Genomic DNA, 23,184 nt, shown 5'->3' on the forward strand with positions numbered 1-23,184 from the left:
GCGCAGTTCCCCGCGCCCCTGAGGCACGACGGCCCTTCGGGCCGCTCGTGCCTCAGCGCCTCAACGCCTCAATCCTCAGACTCCAGAGTGGCTGGAGACCGGCTCCGGTTCTTCCGACTTCTCCTCGGCCTCCGATGCCGCCGCAGGCGCCGACTCCCCCTCGCTCAGCCCGAACCTCTCGTGGAACCTCCTCAGCGGGGCCGGTGCCCACCATGTGGCGCGGCCGGTCAGGCGCATGACCGCCGGGACCAGGAGGCTGCGGATGACCATGGCGTCCATGAGGACGGCCAGGGCTATGCCCAGGCCGAGCATCTTGGTGTTGGTCACTCGGGAGGTGCCGATGGCCACCATGACCACGGCCAGGATGACGGCGGCCGCGGTGATGAGGCCGCCGGTGCGTTGGAGGCCGAAGCGGACGGAGGCGGTGTGGTCGCCGGTGTGGTCGTACTCCTCCTTGATCCGGGAGAGCAGGAAGACGCCGTAGTCCATGGAGAGTCCGAAGGCCACGCAGAACATCAGGACAGGGAGGGTGGTCTCTATGGAGCCCGGGCTGGTGAAGGCGAGGAGTCCGGAGAGGTGGCCGTCCTGGAAGACCCAGACGAGCGCGCCGAACATCGCGGTGAGGCTGAGCGCGTTGAGCAGGACCGCCTGGAGGGGGATCAGGACGCTGCCGGTCAGGAGGAAGACCAGGAGCAGGGTGACTATCGCGATGAAGGAGAGAGCCCAGGGGAGGCCTTCGGCTATCGCTGACTTCGTGTCGACCAGGACCGCCGCCGTGCCCGTCACCGAGGTGTCGAAGGGGGCGTCCGCCGCCCGGATGTCGTCCACCAGGCTTTGCGCGCCCTCGTCGACCGCCTCGCCCTTCGGCTGCACCGTGAAGTAGGCCCAGTCGCCCTTCACCAGAGGGCCATCCACGCGGAGCACCTCGGGCAGGTCGGCGATTCGCTCCTTGTACGTGGCGTACTGGGCCTCCGTCGCCTTCCCTTCGGCGAGTACCGCCAGGCCTCCGCCGGGGGTACCCGGGAAGCCCTCCCGGATGTGCTGCTGCACTACGTGGGACTCGGCGGTCGAGGGGAGCTGGCGGTCGTCGGCCGTACCGAACTTCACGCCCAGGAAGGGGAGGCCCAGGAGGACCAGGCCGGCTGTGGTGGCGATGGCGAAGTAGGGGGCTCGGCGCATGACGAGGGTTGCCATGCGGCCCCAGGCCGCGCCTTCCTCCGCGCGCGGGGAGCCTGCCTCGGTGTCGGATGCCTTGCGGCGCTTGAACAGCTTGCGCAGGTCCAGGGCGTTGACCCGGTCGCCCAGCAGCACCAGGGCCGCGGGGAGGAGGATCAGGGCGGCCGCCGCGGCCAGGAGGACCACCGCTATGCCCGCGTAGGCGAAGGACTTCAGGAAGTACTGCGGGAAGACCATCATGGCGGCCAGGGAGACGGCGACCGTGAGGGCGGAGAAGAGGACCGTGCGGCCGGCTGTGCGGAGGGTCGTGGCCACGGCGGGCAAGGGCTCGGCGCCGGACGCGAGTTCCTCTCGGAAGCGGCGCACGATGAACAGGGCGTAGTCGATCGCCAGGCCCAGGCCCATCGCCGTGGTGAGGTTCAGGGCGAAGACCGAGACGTCCGTGACCTCGGTGAGGCCGCGCAGGATCGCGTTCGTGCCGAGGATCGCGACGATGCCCACGCCCAGTGGGAGCAGGGCGGCGACCGCGCTGCCGAAGACCATGACGAGGAGAACGAGGGTCACCGGCAGGGCGATCATCTCGGCCCGCAGCAGGTCCTCCTGGATGATCGTCTGCATCTCGTGCCGTACCGCGATGATGCCGCCGACCTTGACCTCGACCGGGCCGTGCGTGCCGCGGAATTCGGGGGCGATGCGGTCCAGGGTCTTGTTCACCGCGGTGTCGTCGCCGGTGAGGCGGGCCGCTATCAGCGCCTCCTTGCCGTCCTCCGCGCGCAGGGTCGGTGCGCCGGTCCGCCAGTAGGAGCCGACGCCCGTGACGCCCTTCTCGGCGGCGAGCCGCTCGGTCAGCCTCTTCGCCTCGGTGGCGACGGCCGGGTCGTCGACCGAGGCGCTGCCCGCGTCGACCAGCAGGAGGAAGTTCGGGTTGGAGTCGGGGAACTCGCGCTCCAGGGCCTTCGTCGCGTAGGTGGACTGGGCGCTCGGGTCCTCCCAGCCGCCGCTGCCGAGGCGGTCCGCGACATCGCTGCCCGCCACGACCGCGAGGGCGGTGAGCACCAGGGCGACGAACAGGGAGAGCCGGGGACGCGCGGTCACGAACCTGGTCCAGCCTCCGACTCGGGGTGGCCGGTTGACATCGGTCATGGTGCGGTGTCCCCTTCACTCTGATCCGTGCTGTGCGCAGCGAGGCGGCATGGGAAAGCCAAGCCATACACTGGCAAACACGAGAGATCGCTCGCGTTTCACCAGAATGCGAGCGACCACTCGTGTTTGTCAATCGCGTCCGGAAAGCTGGGGATAACCGCGTGGCCACCAACCAGGAGAAGGAGCAGCCGCGCCGCCGCCAGGCCCGCGGCGAGCGCCGTATCGCCCAACTCCTCGAAGCGGCGGCCACCGTGTTCTCCTCGACCGGTTACACCGCCGCCAGCACCAACGCCATCGCCCGCGAGGCGGGGGTGTCGCCGGGCACGCTGTACCAGTTCTTCCCGAACAAGGAAGCGATCGCGATAGAGCTGGGCGAGCGGCTCATGCACGAGATGCAGGCGGCGTACGGCGAGGCGCTCGCCCCGGTCGACCCGGCGACCCCGCTGGAGGAGGCCGTCGCGGCGGCCGTCGACCGCTTCATCGACTTCAACTGCCAACACCCGGTGTTCTTCGCCCTGATGCACGGCCCGGACGTCCCCGGCCGTATCGCCGAGCAGCACGACGCCCTGCACACGACCCTGGTCGCACGGGTCGAGGCCCTCCTCGCGCCGCTGCTGCCCGACAAGCCGGCCGCCGACGTCACGCGCACCGCACGGGTCTGCATCAGTGTGTACATGGCGGGTCTGGAGCTGGTGCTCGCCCACGAGGGCGCCGAGCGCGACGCGTACATCCAGGAGCTGAAGAACGTCGTACTGCGCTACCTGGAACCACTGGTGGGCGACAGACTCGCCGCCGGCCCCGCCGGTCACGCCGGCGCCACATCCGCCCGCACCCGCTGAGACCGACGACTCCCGGGCGGGGTCCACGAAACCCCGTCGCGCACCGGACACCCTCAGACACCCCGGCACCCCACCACGCCCGCCCACCCCTCTTGGATTCATACCCCTAGGGGGTATAAGGTGGGCATCCTGAAGGGTTACTCGAACCCCACATGCCCCGATGAGGAGAAACGACATGACCACTGAGACCGGCACCCAGGGTTCCGTCACCACTGTCTACAAGGTGAGCGGCATGAGCTGCGGGCACTGCGAGGGCGCCGTATCGAGTGAGATCACGCAGCTCGCCGGTGTCTCGTCCGTGAAGGCCGTCGCCTCCAGCGGCGAGGTCACCGTGGTCTCGGCCGCCCCGCTCGACGAGGAGGCCGTGCGCGCCGCCGTCGACGAGGCGGGCTTCGAACTGGTCGGCAAGGCCTGAGGTCAGCACGGACACGGACATGACCAGCACCACGGCAGTCGCCCCCGTAAGTGAATCCGTCCATGAGGTCGAGCTGACCATCGGCGGGATGACCTGCGCCTCCTGCGCGGCCCGCGTCGAGAAGAAGCTCAACCGCATGGACGGGGTCACCGCCTCGGTGAACTACGCGACGGAGAAGGCGAAAGTCTCCTACCCCGCCGGGGTGGAGGTCGCCGATCTGATCGCCACCGTGGTGAAGACGGGTTACACGGCCGAGGAGCCCCCTCCCCCGGCTCCCCCGGAAGACGTCCAGGAAGGGCCCTCCCAGGCGGAGGAGACGGACTCCGAACTCGCCTCCCTGCGGCAGCGACTCACCGTCTCGGCGCTGCTCGCCGTGCCCGTGATCCTCATGTCCATGGTCCCGGCCCTGCAGTTCGACAACTGGCAGTGGCTCTCGCTGACGCTCGCCGCGCCGGTCGTCGTGTGGGGCGGGCTGCCCTTCCATCGCGCCGCGTTCACCAACCTCCGGCACGGCGCGGCCACGATGGACACACTCGTGTCGGTCGGCACCCTCGCCGCCTTCGGCTGGTCGCTGTGGGCCCTGTTCTGGGGACACGCGGGCATGCCGGGGATGCGGCACGGCTTCGAGTTCACGGTGTCGCGCACATCGGGCTCGTCGACGATCTATCTCGAAGTGGCCGCAGGCGTCGTCGCGTTCATCCTGCTGGGCCGCTATCTGGAGGCCCGCTCCAAGCGCCGCGCGGGCGCCGCGCTCAGGGCGCTGCTGAAGCTGGGCGCCAAAGACGTCTCGGTGCTCCGCCAGGGACGGGAAGTCCGGATCCCGGTCGGGCAGCTCGAGGTCGGCGACCGTTTCGTCGTACGCCCCGGGGAGAAGTTCGCCACCGACGGGACCGTCGTCGAGGGTTCCTCCGCCGTCGACGCGTCCATGCTGACCGGCGAGTCCGTGCCGGTGGACGTGACGGTCGGGGACAGCGTCACGGGCGCGACCGTGAACGCCGGGGGCAGGCTCGTCGTCGAGGCGACCCGGATCGGCGCGGACACCCAGCTGGCGCGGATGGCGCGGCTGGTGGAGGACGCGCAGAACGGCAAGGCGGAGGTGCAGCGGCTCGCCGACCGGATCTCCGCCGTGTTCGTCCCCGCCGTCCTCCTCGTCGCGGTCGCCACCTTCGGCGCCTGGCTCGGCGTCACGGACGACACCACCGCCGCCTTCACGGCGGCCGTCGCGGTCCTGATCATCGCCTGCCCCTGCGCGCTCGGTCTCGCCACCCCGACCGCCCTGCTGGTCGGCACCGGCCGCGGCGCCCAGCTCGGCATCCTCATCAAGGGCCCCGAGGTCCTCGAGTCCACCCGCCGCGTCGACACCGTCGTCCTGGACAAGACCGGCACCGTCACCACCGGCCGGATGACCCTCCAGAAGGTGTACGCCGCCGAGGACGCCCTCGAAGAGGACGTCCTGCGGCTCGCGGGCGCCGTCGAACACGCATCCGAGCACCCGGTCGGCCGGGCGATCGCCGCGGGCGCCGAGAACCGCGTCGGCCCACTGCCCGCCGTCGAGCGCTTCGAGAACCTGCCGGGCAGGGGCGTACGCGGCCTCGTGGAGGGCTACGACGTCCAGGTGGGCCGGATCCTCGACGGACCGCTCCCCGAGGCCCTGAAGAGCGCGAAGGAGACCGCCGAGAGCGAGGGACACACGGCGGTCGTGGTCGCCCGCGACGGCATGGCACTCGGTGTCGTCACGGTCGCCGACGCGATCAAGGAGACCAGCGCCGAGGCCGTACGGCGGCTGCGGGCGCTCGGGCTCACGCCGGTGCTGCTGACGGGGGACAACGAGCGGGTGGCCCGGTCCGTCGCCGCGGCGGTCGGCGTCTCCCCCGAGCACGTGATCGCCGAGGTCCTGCCGCAGGACAAGGTCGACGTCGTACGCCGGCTCCAGGGCGAGGGCCGTACGGTCGCGATGGTCGGGGACGGGGTCAACGACGCCGCCGCGCTGGCCGTGGCCGACCTGGGGCTCGCCATGGGCACGGGGACGGACGCGGCGATCGAGGCGGGCGATCTGACGCTCGTCCGCGGGGACCTGCGGGTGGCCGCCGACGCCATCCGGCTGTCGCGGCGGACCTTGGCCACCATCAAGGGCAATCTGGCCTGGGCGTTCGGATACAACCTGGCCGCGCTGCCGCTGGCCGCCGCCGGGCTGCTCAACCCGATGATCGCGGGGGCGGCTATGGCCTTTTCGTCCGTTTTTGTGGTAACGAACAGCTTGCGACTCAGGACATTCTCGTGACCGCCGGGCAAAAGTCCCTCTAGAGTCCGGAAGCAGCCTCACATAAGCTCTTCACAAGGCTCGCGCATCATCCTTACGCTGGGGCCTCGATCACCGTATCGGGTCTCTTGCGCAACTTCAGGACATATGGCAAGAGACGCAGATCACAGTGATGCGAACGTAACCATCGAAGGGCTTCGTGAGTCTAAGTTGGCGATGTCAGAAGCGTCTTGGGGGGCGTGACTGGCATCTGGGGATGTCTTGGGGGACGTTCCCGGAATTGCGTTGCCGGGGCACGTGCACCGGGGAGCTTTGAGCGGCCCTCCCGTACGTACGCGTCCCGGCAGACCGCAGCAAGAGATACACAGCACGACACAGTGGTACGACGAGTTCTGCTCGTCCTGCTCAGCGATTCAGGCGCTGGCCCACCAGACGCCCGGCCGGATCCCGTGGGGGGAATCCGCACCGGGACATGGGAAGGCGCCCTGCTCGCCGGCCCGTGGGGGGACCAGCGTTGCAGGGCGCCTTCCTCTATGCCCGTACGCGCCTTCTGAGCCTGTACGCGGCTGTGCGGCGCTCCAGACCACGAGACCACACGAAGCCCCGCACGGACGGCTCTCCGTACGGGGCTCAGCAGTGCGTCTAGCGGGCCTCGACCGGCACGAAGTCGCGCTCGACGACACCCGTGTAGATCTGGCGCGGGCGGCCGATGCGGGAGCCCGGCTCCTTGATCATCTCGTGCCACTGGGCGATCCAGCCCGGCAGGCGGCCGAGGGCGAAGAGGACCGTGAACATCTCGGTCGGGAAGCCCATGGCGCGGTAGATCAGACCCGTGTAGAAGTCCACGTTCGGGTAGAGGTTGCGCGAGACGAAGTAGTCGTCGGAGAGTGCGTGCTCCTCCAGCTTCAGCGCGATGTCCAGCAGCTCGTCGGACTTGCCGAGCGCGGAGAGGACGTCGTGCGCGGCAGCCTTGATGATCTTGGCGCGCGGGTCGAAGGACTTGTACACCCGGTGGCCGAAGCCCATCAGGCGGACGCCGTCCTCCTTGTTCTTCACCTTGCGGATGAAGGAGTCGACGTCGCCGCCGTTCTGCTTGATGCCCTCCAGCATCTCCAGGACGGACTGGTTGGCGCCGCCGTGCAGCGGGCCCCAGAGCGCGGAGATACCGGCGGAGATCGAGGCGAACATGTTCGCCTGCGAGGAGCCGACCAGGCGGACCGTGGAGGTCGAACAGTTCTGCTCGTGGTCCGCGTGCAGGATGAGCAGCTTGTCGAGCGCGGAGACGACGACCGGGTCGAGGTCGTACTCCTGGGCCGGGACCGAGAAGGTCATGCGCAGGAAGTTCTCGACGTAACCGAGGTCGTTGCGCGGGTAGACGAACGGGTGACCGATCGACTTCTTGTACGCGTACGCCGCGATGGTCGGCAGCTTGGCGAGCAGCCGGATCGTGGAGAGGTTGCGCTGCCGCTCGTCGAACGGGTTGTGACTGTCCTGGTAGAACGTCGACAGGGCGCTGACCACGGAGGACAGCATCGCCATCGGGTGGGCGTCGCGCGGGAAGCCCCGGTAGAAGTTCTTGACGTCCTCGTGCAGCAGGGTGTGCTGCGTGATGTCGCCCTGGAAAGTGGAGAGCTCGTCCACGGTCGGAAGCTCACCGTTGATGAGCAGGTACGCCACCTCAAGGAAGGTGGAGCGCTCGGCCAGCTGCTCGATCGGGTAGCCGCGGTACCGCAGGATGCCCTGCTCGCCGTCTAGATAGGTGACGGCCGATTTATAAGCAGCGGTGTTGCCGTAGCCGCTGTCCAGGGTGACCAGACCGGTCTGGGCCCGGAGCTTCCCGATGTCGAAGCCCTTGTCGCCGACGGTGCTGTCGATCACCGGGTAGGTGTACTCGCCGTCGCCGTACCGCAGTACTACAGAGTTGTCGCTCACGTCTTCCCTCACCGACGTAGTGCCTCATCTTCGAGGTGCCCTGACTGTCTCTACCATCCCCCAATTGGCTCAGGAGAGTGCACTCGGGGTCGACCATCGGGCCTATCGGCGGCACTGAGTGCCGCCAACTTGCTCATCCTGCCCGCTCCGTCCGGCATCTGGAAGAGCTGTGTGACCTTTACGACTCATTTGATCGATCAAATTTCACTCACGGGACGACGGGCCGTCACGAGAGGCCCTCACAGCGGTTCTGGCAGCGGTCCCGGCAGCGGTCCTCACGCGGTCCTGGCAGAAGTCCTCAGAGCGGTCGTGGAGCGAGCCGGAAGTCGAGGGCCGTGCACCGCCTGCCCGCGGAGACCGTGCGCACCGCCTGGCCGATCGCCTTGCGGGAGCCGACGAGGACGACCAGCTTCTTCGCCCTGGTCACCGCCGTGTAGAGGAGGTTGCGCTGGAGCATCATCCAGGCCCCTGTCGTGACCGGGACGACCACGGCCGGGTACTCGCTGCCCTGGGAGCGGTGGATCGTCACCGCGTAGGCGTGCGCCAGCTCGTCCAGTTCGTCGAACTCGTACGCCACCTCCTCGTCCTCGTCCGTCAGGACCGTCAGTCGCTGGTCGACCGGGTCGAGCGCGGTGACCACGCCGACGGTGCCGTTGAAGACGCCGTTCTCGCCTTTCTCGTAATTGTTGCGAATCTGGGTGACCTTGTCTCCGACGCGGAAGACCCGGCCGCCGAACCGCTTCTCGGGAAGGTCGGGGCGGGCGGGGGTGATGGCCTGCTGGAGCAGCCCGTTGAGGTTGCCCGCGCCGGCCGGGCCCCGGTGCATGGGCGCGAGTACCTGCACGTCCCGGCGCGGGTCGAGCCCGAACTTGGCCGGAATACGACGGGCCGCCACATCCACCGTGAGCCGCCCGGCCTCCTCCGTGTCGTCCTCGACGAAGAGGAAGAAGTCCTTCATGCCGTCGGTGACCGGGTGCTGCCCGGAGTTGATCCGGTGGGCGTTGGTCACCACGCCGGACTGCTGGGCCTGGCGGAAGACCTTGGTGAGACGGACGGCCGGGACGGGGCTGCCGTCGGCCAGCAGGTCACGGAGGACTTCGCCGGCGCCCACGCTGGGCAGCTGGTCGACATCTCCGACGAAGAGGATGTGGGCCCCCGGCGGTACCGCTTTCACCAGCTTGTTGGCCAGCAGGAGGTCCAGCATGGAGGCCTCGTCGACGACCACCAGGTCGGCATCCAGCGGGCGGTCCTTGTCGTAGGCCGCGTCGCCGCCGGGCTTCAGCTCCAGCAGGCGGTGGACGGTGGAGGCGTCGGCGCCGGTCAGCTCGGCGAGGCGCTTGGCGGCGCGGCCGGTCGGGGCGGCGAGCACGACCTTCGCCTTCTTGGCGCGGGCCAGCTCCACGATCGAGCGGACGGTGAAGGACTTGCCGCAGCCCGGGCCTCCGGTCAGGACGGCCACCTTCTCGGTGAGCGCCAGCCGGACCGCCGCCTCCTGCTCCGGGGCCAGCTCCGCGCCCGTACGGCCCTTCAGCCAGGTCAGCGCCTTGTCCCAGGTCACGTCGTGGAAGCCCGGCATACGGTCCTCGGCCGTGCGCAGGAGGCGCAACAGCTGGGCGGAGAGGGAGAGTTCGGCGCGGTGGAAGGGGACGAGGTAGATCGCGGTGACCGGCTCGCCGTGCTCACCGGGCACCTTCTCGCGTACGACGCCGGGCTCGCCGGAGTCCTCGTCCGGCTGGGACAGCTCCGCCAGGCACTCGATGACCAGGCCCGTGTCGACCTGGAGGAGCTTGACCGCGTCGGCGATCAGCCGCTCCTCCGGGAGGTAGCAGTTGCCCTGGTCGGTGGCCTGCGAAAGGGCGTACTGCAGGCCCGCCTTGACGCGCTCCGGGCTGTCGTGCGGGATGCCGACGGACTGGGCGATCTTGTCGGCGGTGAGGAAGCCGATGCCCCAGACGTCGGACGCGAGGCGGTACGGCTGGTTCTTGACCACCCCGATCGAGGCGTCGCCGTACTTCTTGTAGATGCGGACCGCGATCGACGTGGACACCTCGACGGTCTGGAGGAAGAGCATGACCTCCTTGATCGCCTTCTGCTCCTCCCAGGCGTCGGCGATCTTCTTGGTGCGCTTGGGGCCGAGGCCGGGGACCTCGATGAGGCGCTTCGGCTCCTCCTCGATGATCTGCAGGGTGTCCAGGCCGAAGTGCTGGGTGATGCGGTCGGCGAAGATGGGGCCGATGCCCTTGACCAGGCCGGAGCCGAGGTAGCGGCGGATGCCCTGGACGGTGGCGGGGAGGACCGTCGTGTAGTTCTCGACGGTGAATTGTTTTCCGTATTGCGGGTGCGAGCCCCAACGACCTTCCATGCGCAGGGACTCGCCGACCTGCGCGCCGAGGAGCGCGCCGACGACGGTGAGGAGGTCGCCGCCGCCCCGGCCGGTGTCCACGCGCGCGACCGTGTAGCCGTTGTCCTCGTTGGCGTACGTGATGCGTTCCAGGACGCCTTCGAGGACGGCCAGTCGCCGCTCACCGGTCCCCTCCTGGGCCGCCGTCTGATTGAGCATGATCCGACGGTACAGCCAGGGTCTGACACGGGTGGGGGGATCAGTCGCGGGGCGCCTTCAGGGCTTCGTGGAAGGGGGTGAAGGCGGCGACGGGGAAGGTGCGGGCGGGTGCGGGCGGGTGAGCAGGAGGACGGGCGGGGCTGGGTCTCGTCGTGGCCTGCGCGAGGTACTGGGAGGTGGGACAACAGGCCCCGCTGTTACGCTCCGTCGCCGTGATGGATTCCAACGGCACAGGATCTGCCGACGAGTTGTGCACCCGGGTGGAGACGGCCGTCGCCGGCACGCCGTATCTGGTCCGTCGGACGGAGCGGGGATTCGACGTGACCGTGGACGTCACGGTCCCGCAGTGGCAGGAGCTGCTGATCCGTAGCCGGATCAGCCAGGTGCACACCTACCGGGTCGTGCTGCGCCCGGAGCAGAAGGTCTTCACGATGACGGACGTCGTCCGCACCGTCGAGGTGGCGGCGGGCCTGGGCGGAGTGCGACTGGGCAAGACGGTCTCCGTCGGCCGGAGCGTGTCCTTCACTTCACGTCGGTCCCCGGACGGCTCCTCGCAGTACACCTTCTCCTCCGCCGAGGGACACCGGATGATCCGGGGCGCGGCCGGGGAGCTGGGCTGGAGCGAGGCGCGACCGGCCAGCGTGAAGATCGCCGCGGCCATCGGGATCCTCGGCGGGGTCGGAGCCCTGGCCGCGCTGATCACGCTCGCTGTCATCAACTGGCTCTGAGCAGCCGCACCTCCCTCCCGTCACGATTCGATTTCGGCCACCCCACCCTCTTGCCTCCGCTGCATGTAATCGATTCCAATCCTTCTTGAAGCATCGATGTAATCGATTCCATGAGTTCTGTGAGTTCCATGAGTTCCACGAGGAGGTGGGGCGGCCATGGCCGGCATCAAGGACGTCGCTGCCGAGGCGGGTGTCTCCGTCGCCACGGTGTCGAGGGTTCTGAACGACCATCCGTCGGTCAGCGCGGAGGCACGTGCGCGTGTGCTGGCCGCCGTCGAGGTGCTGGGGTATCGGCCGAACGCCGTCGCCCGCTCCCTGCGCACCGACCAGACCCACACCCTCGGGCTGGTGATCAGCGATGTGATGAACCCCTACTTCACGGAGCTGGCCCGGTCGGTGGAGGAGGAGGCGCGGGCGCTCGGGTACAGCGTGATCATCGGGAACGCCGACGAACGGCCTGATCTCCAGGACCACCACGTGCGGAACCTGCTGGACCGGCGGATCGACGGACTCCTCGTCTCCCCCACCGACGGCGGCTCCCCGCTGATGCTGGCCGCCGCGCGGGCGGGGACGCCGATGGTGTTCGTGGACCGGTGGATTCCGGGGGTGGACGTGCCGGTGGTGCGTGCGGACGGGCGGGGTGCCGTCAGGGATCTCGTCGCCCATCTGCACGGGCTCGGGCATCGGCGGCTCGCGATCATCGCGGGGCCGGCGGCCACCACGACCGGACGGGAGCGCGTCGAGGCCTTCAGGGACGCCCTGGGCGAGTTCGGGCTGCCGCTGCCGGACGGCTATATCGGGCAGGGCGACTTCCAGGCCGAGAGCGGGCGGCGGGTCACCGAGGGGTTCCTCGACCTGTCCGAGCCGCCCGAGGTCGTGTTCGCGGCGGACAACCTGATGGCGCTGGGTGCGCTGGACGCCGTACGCGCGCGTGGGATGCGGGTTCCGGACGACATCGCGCTGGCCGCCTTCGACGACATCCCGTGGTTCGTGCACACCGATCCGCCGATCACCGCGGTCGCCCAGCCGACGGGTGAGCTGGGGCGGGCCGCCGTACGCGCGCTGGTCGACCGCATCGAGGGGCGCGACCCCAGGTCCGTCACCCTTCCCGCCCGTCTCGTCGTGCGCCTCTCGTGCGGCGAGTCCCCCGTAACGAACAGGAGCACGCCGTGAGCGACCCGGACGAGTTGCTGCGCATCGAAGGCATACGGAAAACCTTCCCCGGCGTGGTCGCGCTGGACGGCGTCGACTTCGAGCTGCGCCGGGGCGAGGTGCACGTACTGCTCGGTGAGAACGGCGCGGGCAAGAGCACGCTCATCAAGATGCTCTCCGGCGCCTACACACCCGATGCGGGGCGGATCCTGGCCGGTGGCGCGGAGGTGCGCATCCATGGTGCGCAGGACTCCGAGCGCCTCGGGATCGCGACCATCTACCAGGAGTTCAACCTGGTGCCCGATCTGACGGTCGCCGAGAACATCTTCCTGGGGCGGCAGCCACGTCGCTTCGGACTGATCGACCGGAAGCGGATGGAGGCCGAGGCCGCCGAACTCCTCGAGCGCGTCGGTGTGACCGTGTCCCCACGCGCGCGCGTGCGTGAACTCGGGATCGCGCGGCTCCAGATGGTCGAGATCGCGAAGGCGTTGAGTCTCGACGCGCGCGTACTGATCATGGATGAGCCGACCGCCGTGCTGACGACCGAGGAGGTCGAGAAGCTCTTCGCGATCGTGCGCAAGCTGCGCGAGGACGGGGTGGGCATTGTTTTCATCACGCATCACCTGGAGGAGATCGCCGCGCTCGGCGACCGGGTGACCGTCATCCGGGACGGGAAGAGTGTCGGGCAGGTGCCCGCGCGCACGCCCGAGGACGAGCTCGTACGGCTCATGGTCGGGCGGTCGATCGAGCAGCAGTATCCGCGGCAGCAGGGCGACGCCGGGGAGGCGTTGCTCGTCGTCGAGGGGCTCACCCGGGACGGGGTCTTCCATGACGTGAGCTTCGAGGTGCGGGCCGGTGAGGTCGTCGGGATCGCGGGGCTCGTGGGGGCCGGTCGTACGGAGGTCGTGCGGGCCGTGTTCGGCGCCGATCCGTACGACAAGGGGGCCGTGAGCGTCGCCGGGGCCCCCGTCCCCAAGGACGATGTCAACGCGGCGATGACGGCCGGGATCGGGCTCGTCCCCGAGGACCGCAAGGGACAGGGGCTGCTGCTGGACGCGTCCGTCGAGGAGAACCTGGGCCTGGTCACCCTGCGGGGCGCCAGCAGGGGCGGGTTCGTCGATCTCAAGGGGCAGCGGGAGAGCGCGGCCCGGGTCGCCGGGCAGCTCGGGGTCCGGATGGCCGGACTGCACCAGCACGTACGCACCCTCTCCGGCGGCAACCAGCAGAAGGTCGTCATCGGCAAGTGGCTGCTCGCGGACACCAAGGTGCTGATCCTCGACGAGCCGACGCGCGGTATCGACGTCGGCGCCAAGGTCGAGATCTACGAGCTGATCAACGAGCTGACGGCCGCCGGCGCCGCTGTGCTGATGATCTCCAGTGACCTGCCCGAGGTGCTCGGTATGAGCGACCGGGTGCTGGTCATGGCCCAGGGGCGGATCGCGGGTGAACTGCCCGCCGCCGAGGCCACCCAGGACGCCGTGATGGCCCTCGCCGTCTCCAACCCCACCTCCACCCCCACCACCCTCACCAGTGAAATGGAGGCCCCCCGTGGCCGCTGACACGCTCAAGAGCACGACGGGCGCGAGTGGCGCCTCGGGGCTTCGCCGGCTCCTGCTCGACAACGGCGCGCTGAGCGCCCTCATCGTTCTGGTCGTCGCGATGTCGGTGCTGTCCGGCGACTTCCTGACGGCCGACAACCTGCTCAACATCGGCGTCCAGGCCGCCGTCACCGCGATCCTCGCGTTCGGTGTGACCTTCGTGATCGTCTCGGCGGGCATCGACCTGTCGGTCGGCTCGGTGGCGGCCCTGTCGGCCACCGTCCTCGCCTGGAGCGCCACTTCGGAGGGCGTACCGGTCTGGACAGCCGTGATCCTCGCGATCGCCACCGGCATCGCGTGCGGTCTCGTCAACGGCTTCCTCATCTCGTACGGGAAGCTCCCGCCGTTCATCGCGACGCTCGCCATGCTGTCCGTGGGACGCGGTCTGTCGCTGGTGATCTCGCAGGGCAGCCCGATCGCGTTCCCGGAGTCGGTGTCGCACCTCGGGGACAACCTCGGCGGCTGGCTGCCGGTGCCGGTCCTGGTGATGGTGGTCCTGGGGCTCGTCACGGCCGTGATCCTCGGGCGTACGTACATCGGGCGTGCCATGTACGCGATCGGCGGCAACGAGGAGGCGGCTCGGCTTTCCGGGCTCCGGGTGAAGCGGCAGAAGCTCGCGATCTACGCCCTGTCCGGTCTGTTCGCCGCCGCCGCGGGCATCGTGCTCGCCTCCCGGCTCTCCTCCGCGCAGCCGCAGGCCGCGCAGGGCTACGAGCTGGACGCGATCGCCGCGGTCGTCATCGGCGGCGCCTCGCTGGCCGGCGGTACGGGCAAGGCGTCGGGGACGCTGATCGGCGCGCTGATCCTGGCGGTGCTGCGCAACGGGCTGAACCTGCTGTCCGTGTCGGCCTTCTGGCAGCAGGTCGTCATCGGTGTGGTGATCGCGCTGGCGGTGCTGGTGGACACGCTCCGCCGGAAGGCCGGGGCGACCGCGGTGCCGGCCGGTGCCGGGGGTTCCGGGGACCGGCGCAAGCAGGCGGTGACGTATGTGCTGGCCGCGGTGGTCGCGGTGGCCGTCGTGGGGGCGACGTCCTTCCTGCACAGCGGGTCGTCGGCGGCGAAGAGCGAGAAGATCGGGCTGTCGCTGTCGACCCTCAACAATCCCTTCTTCGTGCAGATCCGCGCGGGCGCTCAGGACGAGGCGGAGAAGCTGGGCGTGGACCTGTCCGTCACCGACGCGCAGAACGACGCCTCGCAGCAGGCCAACCAGCTGCAGAACTTCACCAGCGAGGGCCTCGGCACGATCATCGTCAACCCGGTGGACTCCGACGCGGTGACCCCGGCGGCGAAGGCCGTCAACAAGGCGGACATCCCGCTGGTGGCCGTCGACCGCGCGGTCAACGGCGCGAACACGGCCGCGCTCGTCGCCTCCGACAACGTCAGCGGCGGCAGGCTCGCCGCCAAGGCCCTCGCCGAGAAGCTGGGCGGCAAGGGCGAGATCGTCGTCCTTCAGGGCCAGGCGGGCACCTCCGCCAGCCGTGAGCGCGGCGCCGGCTTCACCGAGGGCCTCAAGGCCTACCCGGGCATCAAGGTCCTCGCCAAGCAGCCCGCCGACTGGGACCGCACCAAGGGCCTCGACGTGATGACGAACCTCCTCCAGGCCAACCCCGACGTCGACGGCGTCTTCGCGGAGAACGACGAGATGGCCCTCGGCGCGATCAAGGCCCTCGGCTCCAAGGCCGGCAAGTCCGTCCAGGTCATCGGCTTCGACGGCACCGCCGACGGCTTCAAGGCCGTCAAGGAAGGCACGCTGTACGCGTCGGTCGCGCAGCAGCCCGCCGAACTCGGCAGAATCGCCGTGCGCAACGCGGTCAAGGCGGCCGAGGGCGAGAAGGTCGAGAAGTCGGTGATGGTGCCGGTGAAGGTGGTCACGGCGGAGAACGTCGACGAATTCAGCGGCTGACGATCGACGGCTGAGAGCAGCTCCAACCCACCTGCACAGGGAGATGGTTCATGTACGACTACGACCTCCTGGTCGTGGGATCGGCCAACGCCGACCTGGTGATCGGTGTCGAGCGGCGGCCGGGGGCGGGCGAGACGGTGCTCGGCTCCGACCTGGCCGTGCATCCGGGCGGCAAGGGCGCCAATCAGGCGGTGGCGGCGGCCCGGCTCGGAGCGCGTACGGCGTTGCTGGCGCGGGTCGGTGACGACGGCCATGGGCGGCTGCTCCTCGACTCGCAGCGCGCGGCCGGGGTCGACACGGCGGGTGTGCTGGTCGGCGGGGCGCCCACCGGGGTCGCGTTGATCACGGTGGACCCGTCGGGCGACAACAGCATCGTGGTGTCGCCCGGCGCCAACGGAAGGCTGACCCCCGAGGACGTGCGGGCGGCCGACGCGCTGCTGCGGGCCTCGCGGGTGGTCTCGGCGCAGTTGGAGATCCCGTTGGAGACGGTGGTGGAGGTCGTCCGGCGGCTGCCGGAGGGTGTGCGCTTCGTACTGAATCCGTCGCCGCCGCGGGAGTTGCCCGCGGAGGTGCTGGCCGCCTGTGATCCGCTGATCGTCAACGAGCACGAGGCGCAGGTCATCGTCGGGGGTGAGCTGGCGGGTTCGCCGGAGGACTGGGCGCGGGCGCTGCTGGCGCTCGGGCCGCGTTCGGTGGTCGTCACGCTGGGTGCCGAGGGGGCGCTGGTCGCGTCCGCCGAGGGCGGTGAGCGGGTGCCGGCCGTGAAGGTGGACGCCGTGGACACGACGGGGGCCGGGGACGCGTTCACCGCGGCGCTGGCGTGGAAGCTGGGCGCGGGCGCGGAGCCGGCCGAGGCCGCGGCGTACGCGGCCCGGGTCGGGGCCGCCGCCGTCACCAGGGCCGGGGCGCAGGTGTCGTTCCCGACCGCCGAGGAGGTCGCCGCGCTGTGAAGCGGGCCGGGATACTCAACCGCCATCTCGCGGGCGCCGTCGCCGAGTTGGGGCACGGGCACGGGGTTCTGGTGTGCGACGCGGGGATGCCCGTGCCGGAGGGGCCGCGGGTGGTCGACCTCGCGTTCCGGGCCGGGGTGCCGTCCTTCGCGGAGGTGCTGGACGGGCTGCTCGACGAGCTCGTGGTCGAGGGTGCGACCGCCGCGCGCGAGGTCCGCGGGGCGAATCCGGAGGCGACGGCCCTGCTGGAGGACCGCTTTCCCGGCCTGGAGCTGGTCTCCCACGAGAGGCTGAAGGAACTGTCGGCGGGCGCGCGGCTGGTCGTACGGACCGGGGAGGCGCGGCCGTACGCGAATGTGCTGTTGCGGTGCGGGGTGTTCTTCTGAGCACCCGGCGGAGCAGCTGGCACATGTGAACAGCTGGCACATGTGAGCAGGTGACAGATGTTTCGAGGGGCCCGGTTCAGTGGACCGGGCCCCTCGGCTTTCCCCTCCGTATCAGAACCCCCGCGATCCCCCCAGATCCCCCTCCGAGAAGTCCTGATGCCAAGTACGACCCACGGAGTGCGGGGAGGGTTGCACGGTCTCCTGAGAATTTTTTTGGTAGGCCAACGCCGGTTCAGAGAGTGACCAGGGCCTCGACTTCGGCCGCGTAGAACTGCGCGGGGTCGAACTCCATTCCGTTGAAGTGTCCCGCGAGTTCGAGGGACAGGACGCCGTGCAGGCGGGTCCAGAAGGTCAGGGCCCGGTGGAGGGGCGTGGGTCCGTCCGAGGGCAGTGCGGTGCAGGCGTCGAGCAGGGGCGCCATGATCTCGGACGCGATCGTGGTGATCTCGTCGGGCGCGTGATAGCCGGGCACGGGGGTGCCGTAGACGAGGAAGTACCGCTGGGGGTCGGCCAGGGCCCACGCGCGCAGGGCCGTCGCCAGCGCGGCCACGTCGGCACCGGCCTCGGAGGTGGCGCGGAAGGTGTCGGCGAGGCTTCGGTACGCGTCCCTGATCAGCTCGGTGATCAGTTCGTCACGGCCGGCGAAGTACCGGTAGAGCGCGGGTCCGCTCATGCCCATCCGTTTGGCGATCGCGTTGAGGGAGAGCGCGGAGGCGCCCGCTGCGGCGATCTGCTCCCAGGCGTGTTCCTTGACCTCCGCGCGGACCTGGGCGCGGTAGCGCTCGCGGGGGGTCTTCGCGTCCTCGGCTTCCGTCATGGTTAGAGGTTATCACTGTTGCTATTGACAGTCACAGGCGCGAGGGTTACAACTTCTAACGAACACGAAAGCCGATAACTCACGTGGAGGTCGCCATGAACGCCGAAGGACTCGTCGAGATCGTCCTGCCGGGCAAGGTCGAGCCGGAGGGGCTGCGGATACGGCACGGGGACGTTCCCGTGCCCGGGACCGGGCAGGTCCTGATCCGGATGGAGGCGACCGGGATCTCCTTCGCCGAGCAGCAGATGCGCCGCGGCCGGTACTACGACCAGCCGGAGTTCCCCTTCGTGCCCGGCTACGACCTGGTCGGCACGGTGCTGGCGACCGGCGAGGGAGTCGATCCGGGCCTGGCCGGCACCCGGGTGGCCGCGCTGCTCAAGGTCGGCGGCTGGGCCAGCCATGTGCTCGTCGAGGCGGCGGACGTGGTGCCCGTGCCCGACGGGATCGGCGCCGCGGAGGCGGAGACCCTGGTGGTCAACGGCGTCACCGCTTGGCGGATGCTGCATCGCACGGCACGGGTCCGCGCGGGGCAGACCGTCGTGGTGCTCGGCGCCAACGGCGGCGTCGGCTCGGTCCTGGTCCAGCTGGCGCGGGCCGCGGGCGCGAAGGTGATCGGCACGGCCTCCGCGCGCCACCACGCCGTACTGAGGGGACAGGGTGTCGTCCCCGTCGACCACCGCACCGAGGATGTCGCCGCGCGTATCCGTGAGCTCGCCCCCGGCGGGGTGGACGCGGTCTTCGACCACGTCGGCGGCCGGGGCATCGTCGACTCCTGGCACCTCCTCGCGCCCGGCGGCACGCTCGTCTCCTACGGCAGTGCCTCCACCAGGGACGACGAGGGGTCCGGGCAGTGGCCCGTGCTCAAGCTGCTCGGCCGGGTGTGGCTGTGGAACGCGCTGCCCAACGGCCGCCGCGCCTACTTCTTCAACCTCTGGGCCGGGCGCTCGCTGGCCAAGAAGCGCTTCCGGGCCCGGCTGCGCGCCGACCTCACCCAGGTCTTCGCGGCTCTCCAGCGGGGTGACGTCACCGCCCGGATCGCTGCCCAACTGCCGCTCAGCCAGATCGCCGAGGCCATGCGGCTGGCCGAGTCCGGGACGGTCGCCGGGAAGGTCGTGCTGAACCCGTAGCGCGACCCGGCGTCATCCGTAGGGCCTCCGGTCGCCCGTAGGGCTTCGCACCGTTCGAACCGACCACGACGACAACCACCGCCAACTCCCTTAAGGGAACACCATGTTCAGCATGCGCACCGCCGCGCTCACCGTCTCACTCGCCGTCGCCGGCCTCCTGGGGACCGCCGTCCCGTACGCCCAGGCCGCCGAGCACAGCGACATGTCCGTATGCCGTGGGGAGGGTGTCGACCCCACGGCCCGTATCCGGTACCGGGCCGACGTCGTGATCGACGCGCCCCTGAGCACCATCTGGAAGCTGCAGACCGACGTGGAGAAGTGGCCGTCCTGGCAGGCGCCCGTGCTCACCAACGAGCGCCTCGACCACGGCCCGTTCCGGAAGGGTTCGCGGTTCCGGTGGACGACGCCGGCGCCCGCCACGCCCACGACCCCCGCCACCACCCTGGAGATCACCTCCACCGTCCGGCAGTTCCAGCGCGGTGCCTGCATCCTGTGGAGCGGGCCCGCGATCGGCGAAGGGCTGCGCATCGACGAGGGTGTTCACCTGTGGCGCTTCGAGAAGGTCGAGGGTGGTGTCCGCGTGCACACCGAGGAGACCTGGACCGGCGCGCAGGTCGAAGCGGACGTTCCCACCGCGACCGCGGCACTCGGCTGGGGTCTCGAGGCGTGGCTGCGCGACCTGAAGGCCGCCGCCGAGGCCCGCGGTGATCGGCGGTGACCGCGCCACAGGGCTGTTCGAATTATGTCCCGATGGTGTCACTTCGCGGGCAAGTGCGTTGCGGGTGCAACGCGTTGTGGGAGAGCATGTTCGGGACGTAGGTGACCCAGACAAACGGGGGTGGACACGACGTGAAGTTCGACATGGGGTCGACGACCCTGGCGGAGCTCGGGAAGAGCACGGTCGGATCGAGTGACGACCTGGGGACGCTGATCCAACTGCTGATCAGCGCGGCGGAACCGCTGGAGGGCAAGTTCAACGGCGCGGGCAAGCTCGCGTTCGATTCGTTCAAGAACCGCGCGGACGAGATCACCGCCGATCTGAACGGCTCGCTCGCCGCGATCCTGGGCGGTCAGTCCGGCATGGACAACGCGTTCGGCACCGGTGACGTGGAGTCCCAGGACAACGCCAACCAGAACATGGGCCTGGCCAACTTCGACGCGGCGCGCTTCGGCGCCCGATAAGCAGGAACGAGGGGGAAGTATCCATGGCTCAGAACCAGGACCGCCGTTCGTACGACACCGGGGCCTCGGGCGAGGTACAGACCGCGCTCGGCACGATCGTGGGGCAGTTGGAGCGGGTACTCGGCGACCGCGACGCCGCGGTCAAGGCCGCGATGACCGAATTCCAGGCCGACGGTGTCTCGGACGACTACCACGGCAAGGAAGAGCGCTGGAAGAAGGCCGCGGGCGAGGTCCGCGAGATCATCCGCCTGGTGCGCACCACGCTGGAACAGAACGACGGCACCGCCCAGTCCACGCTGGCCAAGGCCCGCGCGGCGGTCGACCAGATCGGCTGACACAGAGGTCGTGACACAGAGGTCGTGACACAGAGGTCGTGACACAGAGGCAGTGACAGAGGGGTCCCGTAGCGGTGGCAGCGCAGGATTACGACAGCCAGTTGCTGGAGTCGGTGTCGGTGCGGCGCCGACGGCTGCGGGACGCCCTGCTGTTCGGGGCGCAACGGCAGCGGCGCTCGGTGGACGAGCGGATCGGAAAGGTGTTCGCCGGGGTCGTCATCGCGGCGGTGTTGTGCGCGGGATGTGTGGGGTGGTCATTCGTGTCGAACCGCATCATCGGCAAGAGCCCGTACGGGAGTTCGGTGCAGCCATCGGTCACGCCTTCTCCGACCGCTTCACCAACCGCGTCCACAGCGGTTTCCACAGGCCCGACCAGCACTTCTACCCGGTGATAGGTTCGAAAACGTGATGTCTACGGGGACGTTGGGGCAGACCACGGACGGCGGGCGTACGGCGCTCAGCCGGGTCACGCTGGTGGGTGAGCGGCGGCGCGTGGATCTCGTGCTGCCCTCGCGGGAACCGGTCGGACTGCTGCTACCGGAGATCATGCGGCTGCTCGACGACCAGGTCGGCGGGCGGCCCGAGTTGAGGCATCTCGTCACCGCGGACGGTTCCGCGCTCGCGCACGACAGCACGCTGGAGTCGGCCGGGGTCCCGGACGGTGCCGTGCTGCGGCTCGTCCGGGCCGAGGACGCGCCGTCGGCGCCCGTCGTGCACGACGTCACGGACGAGGCCGCCGAGGACCTCGACGCCCGCGGCTGGCGCTGGCGCCCGGCCACGCGCCGGGTCACCGCCGGGATCGCCACGGTCGGCTGGGCCCTGGCCGCCGGGACGTTCGCGCGGGCCGCGTACGAACCCGGAGTCGTCGCCGGCGCGCTGCTCGCCGTGGCCGTCGTGGCCGCGCTCGCGGGTGCGCTGCTGGGGCGGATCAAGAAGGCGGGGCCGGCGACGACGCTGATCACCACCGCCGGTGCGCTGGGGCTGCTCGGCGCCTCGACGTGGGCGGAAGCACAGGAGTGGTCCGCGACACCGCAGGTCGCGGCCATGGCCACGGCCGGGGTCGGCACGCTCGCCCTGCTCGGTCTCTTCACCCCGCTCGGGCGTGGTGGGCTGGTCGGGGCCGGGGCGCTGGCCGGGGCGGCGGTGTGCTGGCTGGGGGTCGCCGCGTTCGTGTCGGGCGCGGTGTCGTTGTCGGTGACGGACCAGGCCGAGGTGGGGGCCGTTCTCGCGGTGGTCTCCGTGATCGTGCTCGGGCTGCTGCCGCGGCTCGCGCTGATGGCGTCGGGGCTCTCCGGCCTCGACGACCGGCGTTCCGGGGGCGCCTCGGTGAGCCGGTTCCAGGTGTCGGCGGCCCTCACCGCCACGCACCGGGGGCTGGTCCTGGCGACGGTCACCATGGCCGTCTCGGCGGCCGCGGCGGGGGTGTTCGCCCTGCGCGCGCCCACCAAGTGGACCGTCCTGCTGGCCGTCCTCACCATGGTCGTCCTCGCGCTGCGCGCCCGGGCGTTCCCGCTGGTCGCCGAGGTCGTGGTGCTGCTCGGCGCGGCGGCCGTGCTCGCCGTGCGGCTGGTCTCGGTCTGGCTGGACCACTCCGGCGACGCGGCCGGCCCGCTCGCCGTCCTCGTTCTGCTGGCCGTGCTACCGCTGCTGGTGCTCGCCGTGCAGCCCGCCGAGCACGTACGGGTACGGCTCCGGCGCTTCGGCGACACGCTTGAGTCCATCGGCGTCATCACCCTGTTCCCGCTGCTCATCGGGGTGTTCGGCGTGTACGGACGACTGCTCGACACCTTCGCGTAGGAGCTGGGGACCGCACATGGCGCAGGCAGGGGCAGGGGCAGGGGACTGGCAGCGGGATGTGCTGCGGGAGCTGGGGCAGGAGGGGGCCGGGGGCGGTAACGGTGCCGCGAGCGATTCGGGTGCCGGTGAGGCTGACTTCGCCGGTGGAGGCAGCGGTTCCGGTGCCGGCGGGGCGGCTGATTCGGCATCGGGATCGGGATCGGGATCGGGATCGTCCGGTGTAGCGGCGACGCCCGAAGCACCGGCCCGTCGGGCGGAGCCGACACTGAGGCTGGTGCGTTCCGAGCCGTCCAAGCCGTCGGGGCTGCCCGAGCCGTCGGTGCTGTCCAAGCCGTCGGGGCTGCCCGAGCCGGCGGTGCCTTCGGGTCCGGCGGTGCCTTCGGAGGAGGCCGGGGGTGAGCAGCCTGTGCGGCCGGTGCCCGTTCAGCCGCTGCCGGGTCACCCAGGGCCCGCGCGGCCGACGCCGATGCAGCCGGGGCCCGTGCAGCCGACACCGATGCACCCAGAGCCCCTGCAGCCGACACCGATGCAGCCGGGGCCCGTACGGTCGGCGCCCGTTCAACCGCTGACCATTCAACCGACGCCGGTTCAACCGACGCCCGGCGCGCGGCTTCCGGCGCAGCCCGTCGTGCCGCAGGTACAGCCCGTCGTGCCGCCAGCGCACCCCGCCGTACCGCCCGTGCACCCCGTCGTGCCACAGCCAGTCACGCCCACACCCGTCGTACCCACCGCAGACCCCCGCGTAGGGCACCCCCAGGCCGCCGCGCAGCCGCCGGGCGCGCCCGGTGATCCGGCTCTGCCCGGGCAGCCCGGCGACGCCCCCCGCCCGACCCCCGGGACTTCGCCCACCCCTGGGACCTCCCCGGCCGCCCCCGCCCCCCGCG

19 protein-coding genes are annotated in these 23,184 nt (G+C 70.3%); 15 read left to right on the top strand and 4 right to left on the bottom strand.

The annotated features are described in order from the left end of the window. Nucleotides 1–75: 75 nt before the first annotated feature. Complete coding sequence (locus JIX55_RS18970) at nt 76–2,319, bottom strand: MMPL family transporter (RefSeq protein ID WP_257564498.1); 2,244 nt, start codon at nt 2,317–2,319, stop codon at nt 76–78. A gap of 161 nt (nt 2,320–2,480) precedes the next feature. On the opposite strand from JIX55_RS18970, the gene JIX55_RS18975 reads away from it, so the two are divergent. The 3 genes from JIX55_RS18975 (at nt 2,481) to JIX55_RS18985 (ending at nt 5,854) form a co-directional block, all read left to right on the top strand. Next, nucleotides 2,481–3,158, top strand: coding sequence for a TetR/AcrR family transcriptional regulator (locus JIX55_RS18975; RefSeq protein WP_257564499.1), 678 nt, complete (start codon nt 2,481–2,483; stop codon nt 3,156–3,158). A gap of 175 nt (nt 3,159–3,333) precedes the next feature. Next, nucleotides 3,334–3,573 carry a heavy-metal-associated domain-containing protein gene (locus JIX55_RS18980; protein ID WP_257564500.1) on the top strand — a complete coding sequence of 80 codons (240 nt, stop codon included), beginning with the start codon at nt 3,334–3,336 and terminating at the stop codon, nt 3,571–3,573. A gap of 19 nt (nt 3,574–3,592) precedes the next feature. Beyond that, entirely contained in the window at nt 3,593–5,854 is a 2,262-nt protein-coding gene (locus tag JIX55_RS18985; RefSeq protein WP_257564501.1) for a heavy metal translocating P-type ATPase, read from the top strand. 621 nt (nt 5,855–6,475) lie between these two features. Here JIX55_RS18985 and JIX55_RS18990 read toward each other — a convergent pair. Together JIX55_RS18990 and recD2 are read right to left on the bottom strand one after the other, a co-directional pair. Further along, the gene (locus JIX55_RS18990) at nt 6,476–7,765 is read right to left on the bottom strand and encodes a citrate synthase (protein WP_257564502.1); all 1,290 of its coding nucleotides are present in this window, start codon (nt 7,763–7,765) and stop codon (nt 6,476–6,478) included. A gap of 298 nt (nt 7,766–8,063) precedes the next feature. Then, the gene (gene recD2, locus JIX55_RS18995) at nt 8,064–10,325 is read right to left on the bottom strand and encodes an SF1B family DNA helicase RecD2 (protein WP_257564503.1); all 2,262 of its coding nucleotides are present in this window, start codon (nt 10,323–10,325) and stop codon (nt 8,064–8,066) included. Between the two features lie 212 nt (nt 10,326–10,537). Between recD2 and JIX55_RS19000 the strand changes: the two genes are divergently transcribed. The 6 genes from JIX55_RS19000 to rbsD all read left to right on the top strand — a co-directional run bounded on the left by JIX55_RS19000 (nt 10,538) and on the right by rbsD (nt 17,042). Beyond that, nucleotides 10,538–11,053 carry a hypothetical protein gene (locus tag JIX55_RS19000; protein WP_257564504.1) on the top strand — a complete coding sequence of 172 codons (516 nt, stop codon included), beginning with the start codon at nt 10,538–10,540 and terminating at the stop codon, nt 11,051–11,053. A 156-nt stretch (nt 11,054–11,209) separates the two neighbouring features. Then, entirely contained in the window at nt 11,210–12,226 is a 1,017-nt protein-coding gene (locus tag JIX55_RS19005) for a LacI family DNA-binding transcriptional regulator (RefSeq protein WP_257564505.1), read from the top strand. Next, nucleotides 12,223–13,764 (top strand): sugar ABC transporter ATP-binding protein, encoded by a 1,542-nt coding sequence (locus JIX55_RS19010; RefSeq protein ID WP_257564506.1) that lies wholly within the window; start codon nt 12,223–12,225, stop codon nt 13,762–13,764. The genes JIX55_RS19005 and JIX55_RS19010 overlap by 4 nt, the downstream gene beginning before the upstream one ends. Beyond that, nucleotides 13,754–15,706 carry an ABC transporter permease/substrate-binding protein gene (locus tag JIX55_RS19015; protein ID WP_257564507.1) on the top strand — a complete coding sequence of 651 codons (1,953 nt, stop codon included), beginning with the start codon at nt 13,754–13,756 and terminating at the stop codon, nt 15,704–15,706. Before JIX55_RS19010 ends, JIX55_RS19015 begins: the two co-directional genes overlap by 11 nt. 50 nt (nt 15,707–15,756) lie before the next feature. Continuing rightward, a complete protein-coding gene (locus JIX55_RS19020) occupies nt 15,757–16,656 on the top strand; it encodes a ribokinase (protein WP_257564508.1) in 900 nt (299 codons plus the stop codon). Then, on the top strand, nt 16,653–17,042 hold the full coding sequence (gene rbsD / locus JIX55_RS19025; RefSeq protein WP_257564509.1) for a D-ribose pyranase: 390 nt from the start codon (nt 16,653–16,655) through the stop codon (nt 17,040–17,042). The genes JIX55_RS19020 and rbsD overlap by 4 nt, the downstream gene beginning before the upstream one ends. A gap of 232 nt (nt 17,043–17,274) precedes the next feature. Here the strand turns inward: rbsD and JIX55_RS19030 are convergent, their stop codons facing one another. Continuing rightward, a complete protein-coding gene (locus JIX55_RS19030; RefSeq protein WP_257564510.1) occupies nt 17,275–17,859 on the bottom strand; it encodes a TetR/AcrR family transcriptional regulator in 585 nt (194 codons plus the stop codon). Nucleotides 17,860–17,954: 95 nt separating this feature from the next. On the opposite strand from JIX55_RS19030, the gene JIX55_RS19035 reads away from it, so the two are divergent. The 6 genes from JIX55_RS19035 to eccD all read left to right on the top strand — a co-directional run bounded on the left by JIX55_RS19035 (nt 17,955) and on the right by eccD (nt 22,300). Continuing rightward, nucleotides 17,955–18,986, top strand: coding sequence for a medium chain dehydrogenase/reductase family protein (locus JIX55_RS19035; RefSeq protein WP_257564511.1), 1,032 nt, complete (start codon nt 17,955–17,957; stop codon nt 18,984–18,986). Between the two features lie 103 nt (nt 18,987–19,089). Then, nucleotides 19,090–19,704 carry an SRPBCC family protein gene (locus JIX55_RS19040; protein ID WP_257564512.1) on the top strand — a complete coding sequence of 205 codons (615 nt, stop codon included), beginning with the start codon at nt 19,090–19,092 and terminating at the stop codon, nt 19,702–19,704. 131 nt (nt 19,705–19,835) lie between these two features. Beyond that, nucleotides 19,836–20,168 (top strand): hypothetical protein, encoded by a 333-nt coding sequence (locus JIX55_RS19045; protein ID WP_037703280.1) that lies wholly within the window; start codon nt 19,836–19,838, stop codon nt 20,166–20,168. Nucleotides 20,169–20,191: 23 nt separating this feature from the next. Next, the gene (locus JIX55_RS19050) at nt 20,192–20,503 is read left to right on the top strand and encodes a pore-forming ESAT-6 family protein (protein ID WP_005486398.1); all 312 of its coding nucleotides are present in this window, start codon (nt 20,192–20,194) and stop codon (nt 20,501–20,503) included. A 74-nt stretch (nt 20,504–20,577) separates the two neighbouring features. Continuing rightward, nucleotides 20,578–20,895 (top strand): hypothetical protein, encoded by a 318-nt coding sequence (locus JIX55_RS19055; RefSeq protein WP_257564513.1) that lies wholly within the window; start codon nt 20,578–20,580, stop codon nt 20,893–20,895. Nucleotides 20,896–20,911: 16 nt separating this feature from the next. After that, complete coding sequence (eccD, locus tag JIX55_RS19060) at nt 20,912–22,300, top strand: type VII secretion integral membrane protein EccD (RefSeq protein ID WP_257569382.1); 1,389 nt, start codon at nt 20,912–20,914, stop codon at nt 22,298–22,300. Nucleotides 22,301–23,184 lie beyond the last annotated feature (884 nt).

It is taken from the genome of Streptomyces sp. DSM 40750 (assembly GCF_024612035.1).
Lineage (GTDB): Bacteria > Actinomycetota > Actinomycetes > Streptomycetales > Streptomycetaceae > Streptomyces.

Bases quoted from the DNA above. Each gene is read 5' to 3' on its own strand.
- JIX55_RS18970 (WP_257564498.1), bottom strand. From the start codon at position 2,319: ATGACCGATGTCAACCGGCCACCCCGAGTCGGAGGCTGGACCAGGTTC.
- JIX55_RS19035 (WP_257564511.1), top strand. From the start codon at position 17,955: ATGAACGCCGAAGGACTCGTCGAGATCGTCCTGCCGGGCAAGGTCGAG.
- JIX55_RS19050 (WP_005486398.1), top strand. From the start codon at position 20,192: ATGGCTCAGAACCAGGACCGCCGTTCGTACGACACCGGGGCCTCGGGC.
- JIX55_RS19030 (WP_257564510.1), bottom strand. From the start codon at position 17,859: ATGACGGAAGCCGAGGACGCGAAGACCCCCCGCGAGCGCTACCGCGCC.
- JIX55_RS18985 (WP_257564501.1), top strand. From the start codon at position 3,593: ATGACCAGCACCACGGCAGTCGCCCCCGTAAGTGAATCCGTCCATGAG.
- JIX55_RS19020 (WP_257564508.1), top strand. From the start codon at position 15,757: ATGTACGACTACGACCTCCTGGTCGTGGGATCGGCCAACGCCGACCTG.
- JIX55_RS18980 (WP_257564500.1), top strand. From the start codon at position 3,334: ATGACCACTGAGACCGGCACCCAGGGTTCCGTCACCACTGTCTACAAG.
- eccD (WP_257569382.1), top strand. From the start codon at position 20,912: ATGTCTACGGGGACGTTGGGGCAGACCACGGACGGCGGGCGTACGGCG.
- JIX55_RS19040 (WP_257564512.1), top strand. From the start codon at position 19,090: ATGTTCAGCATGCGCACCGCCGCGCTCACCGTCTCACTCGCCGTCGCC.
- JIX55_RS19005 (WP_257564505.1), top strand. From the start codon at position 11,210: ATGGCCGGCATCAAGGACGTCGCTGCCGAGGCGGGTGTCTCCGTCGCC.
- recD2 (WP_257564503.1), bottom strand. From the start codon at position 10,325: ATGCTCAATCAGACGGCGGCCCAGGAGGGGACCGGTGAGCGGCGACTG.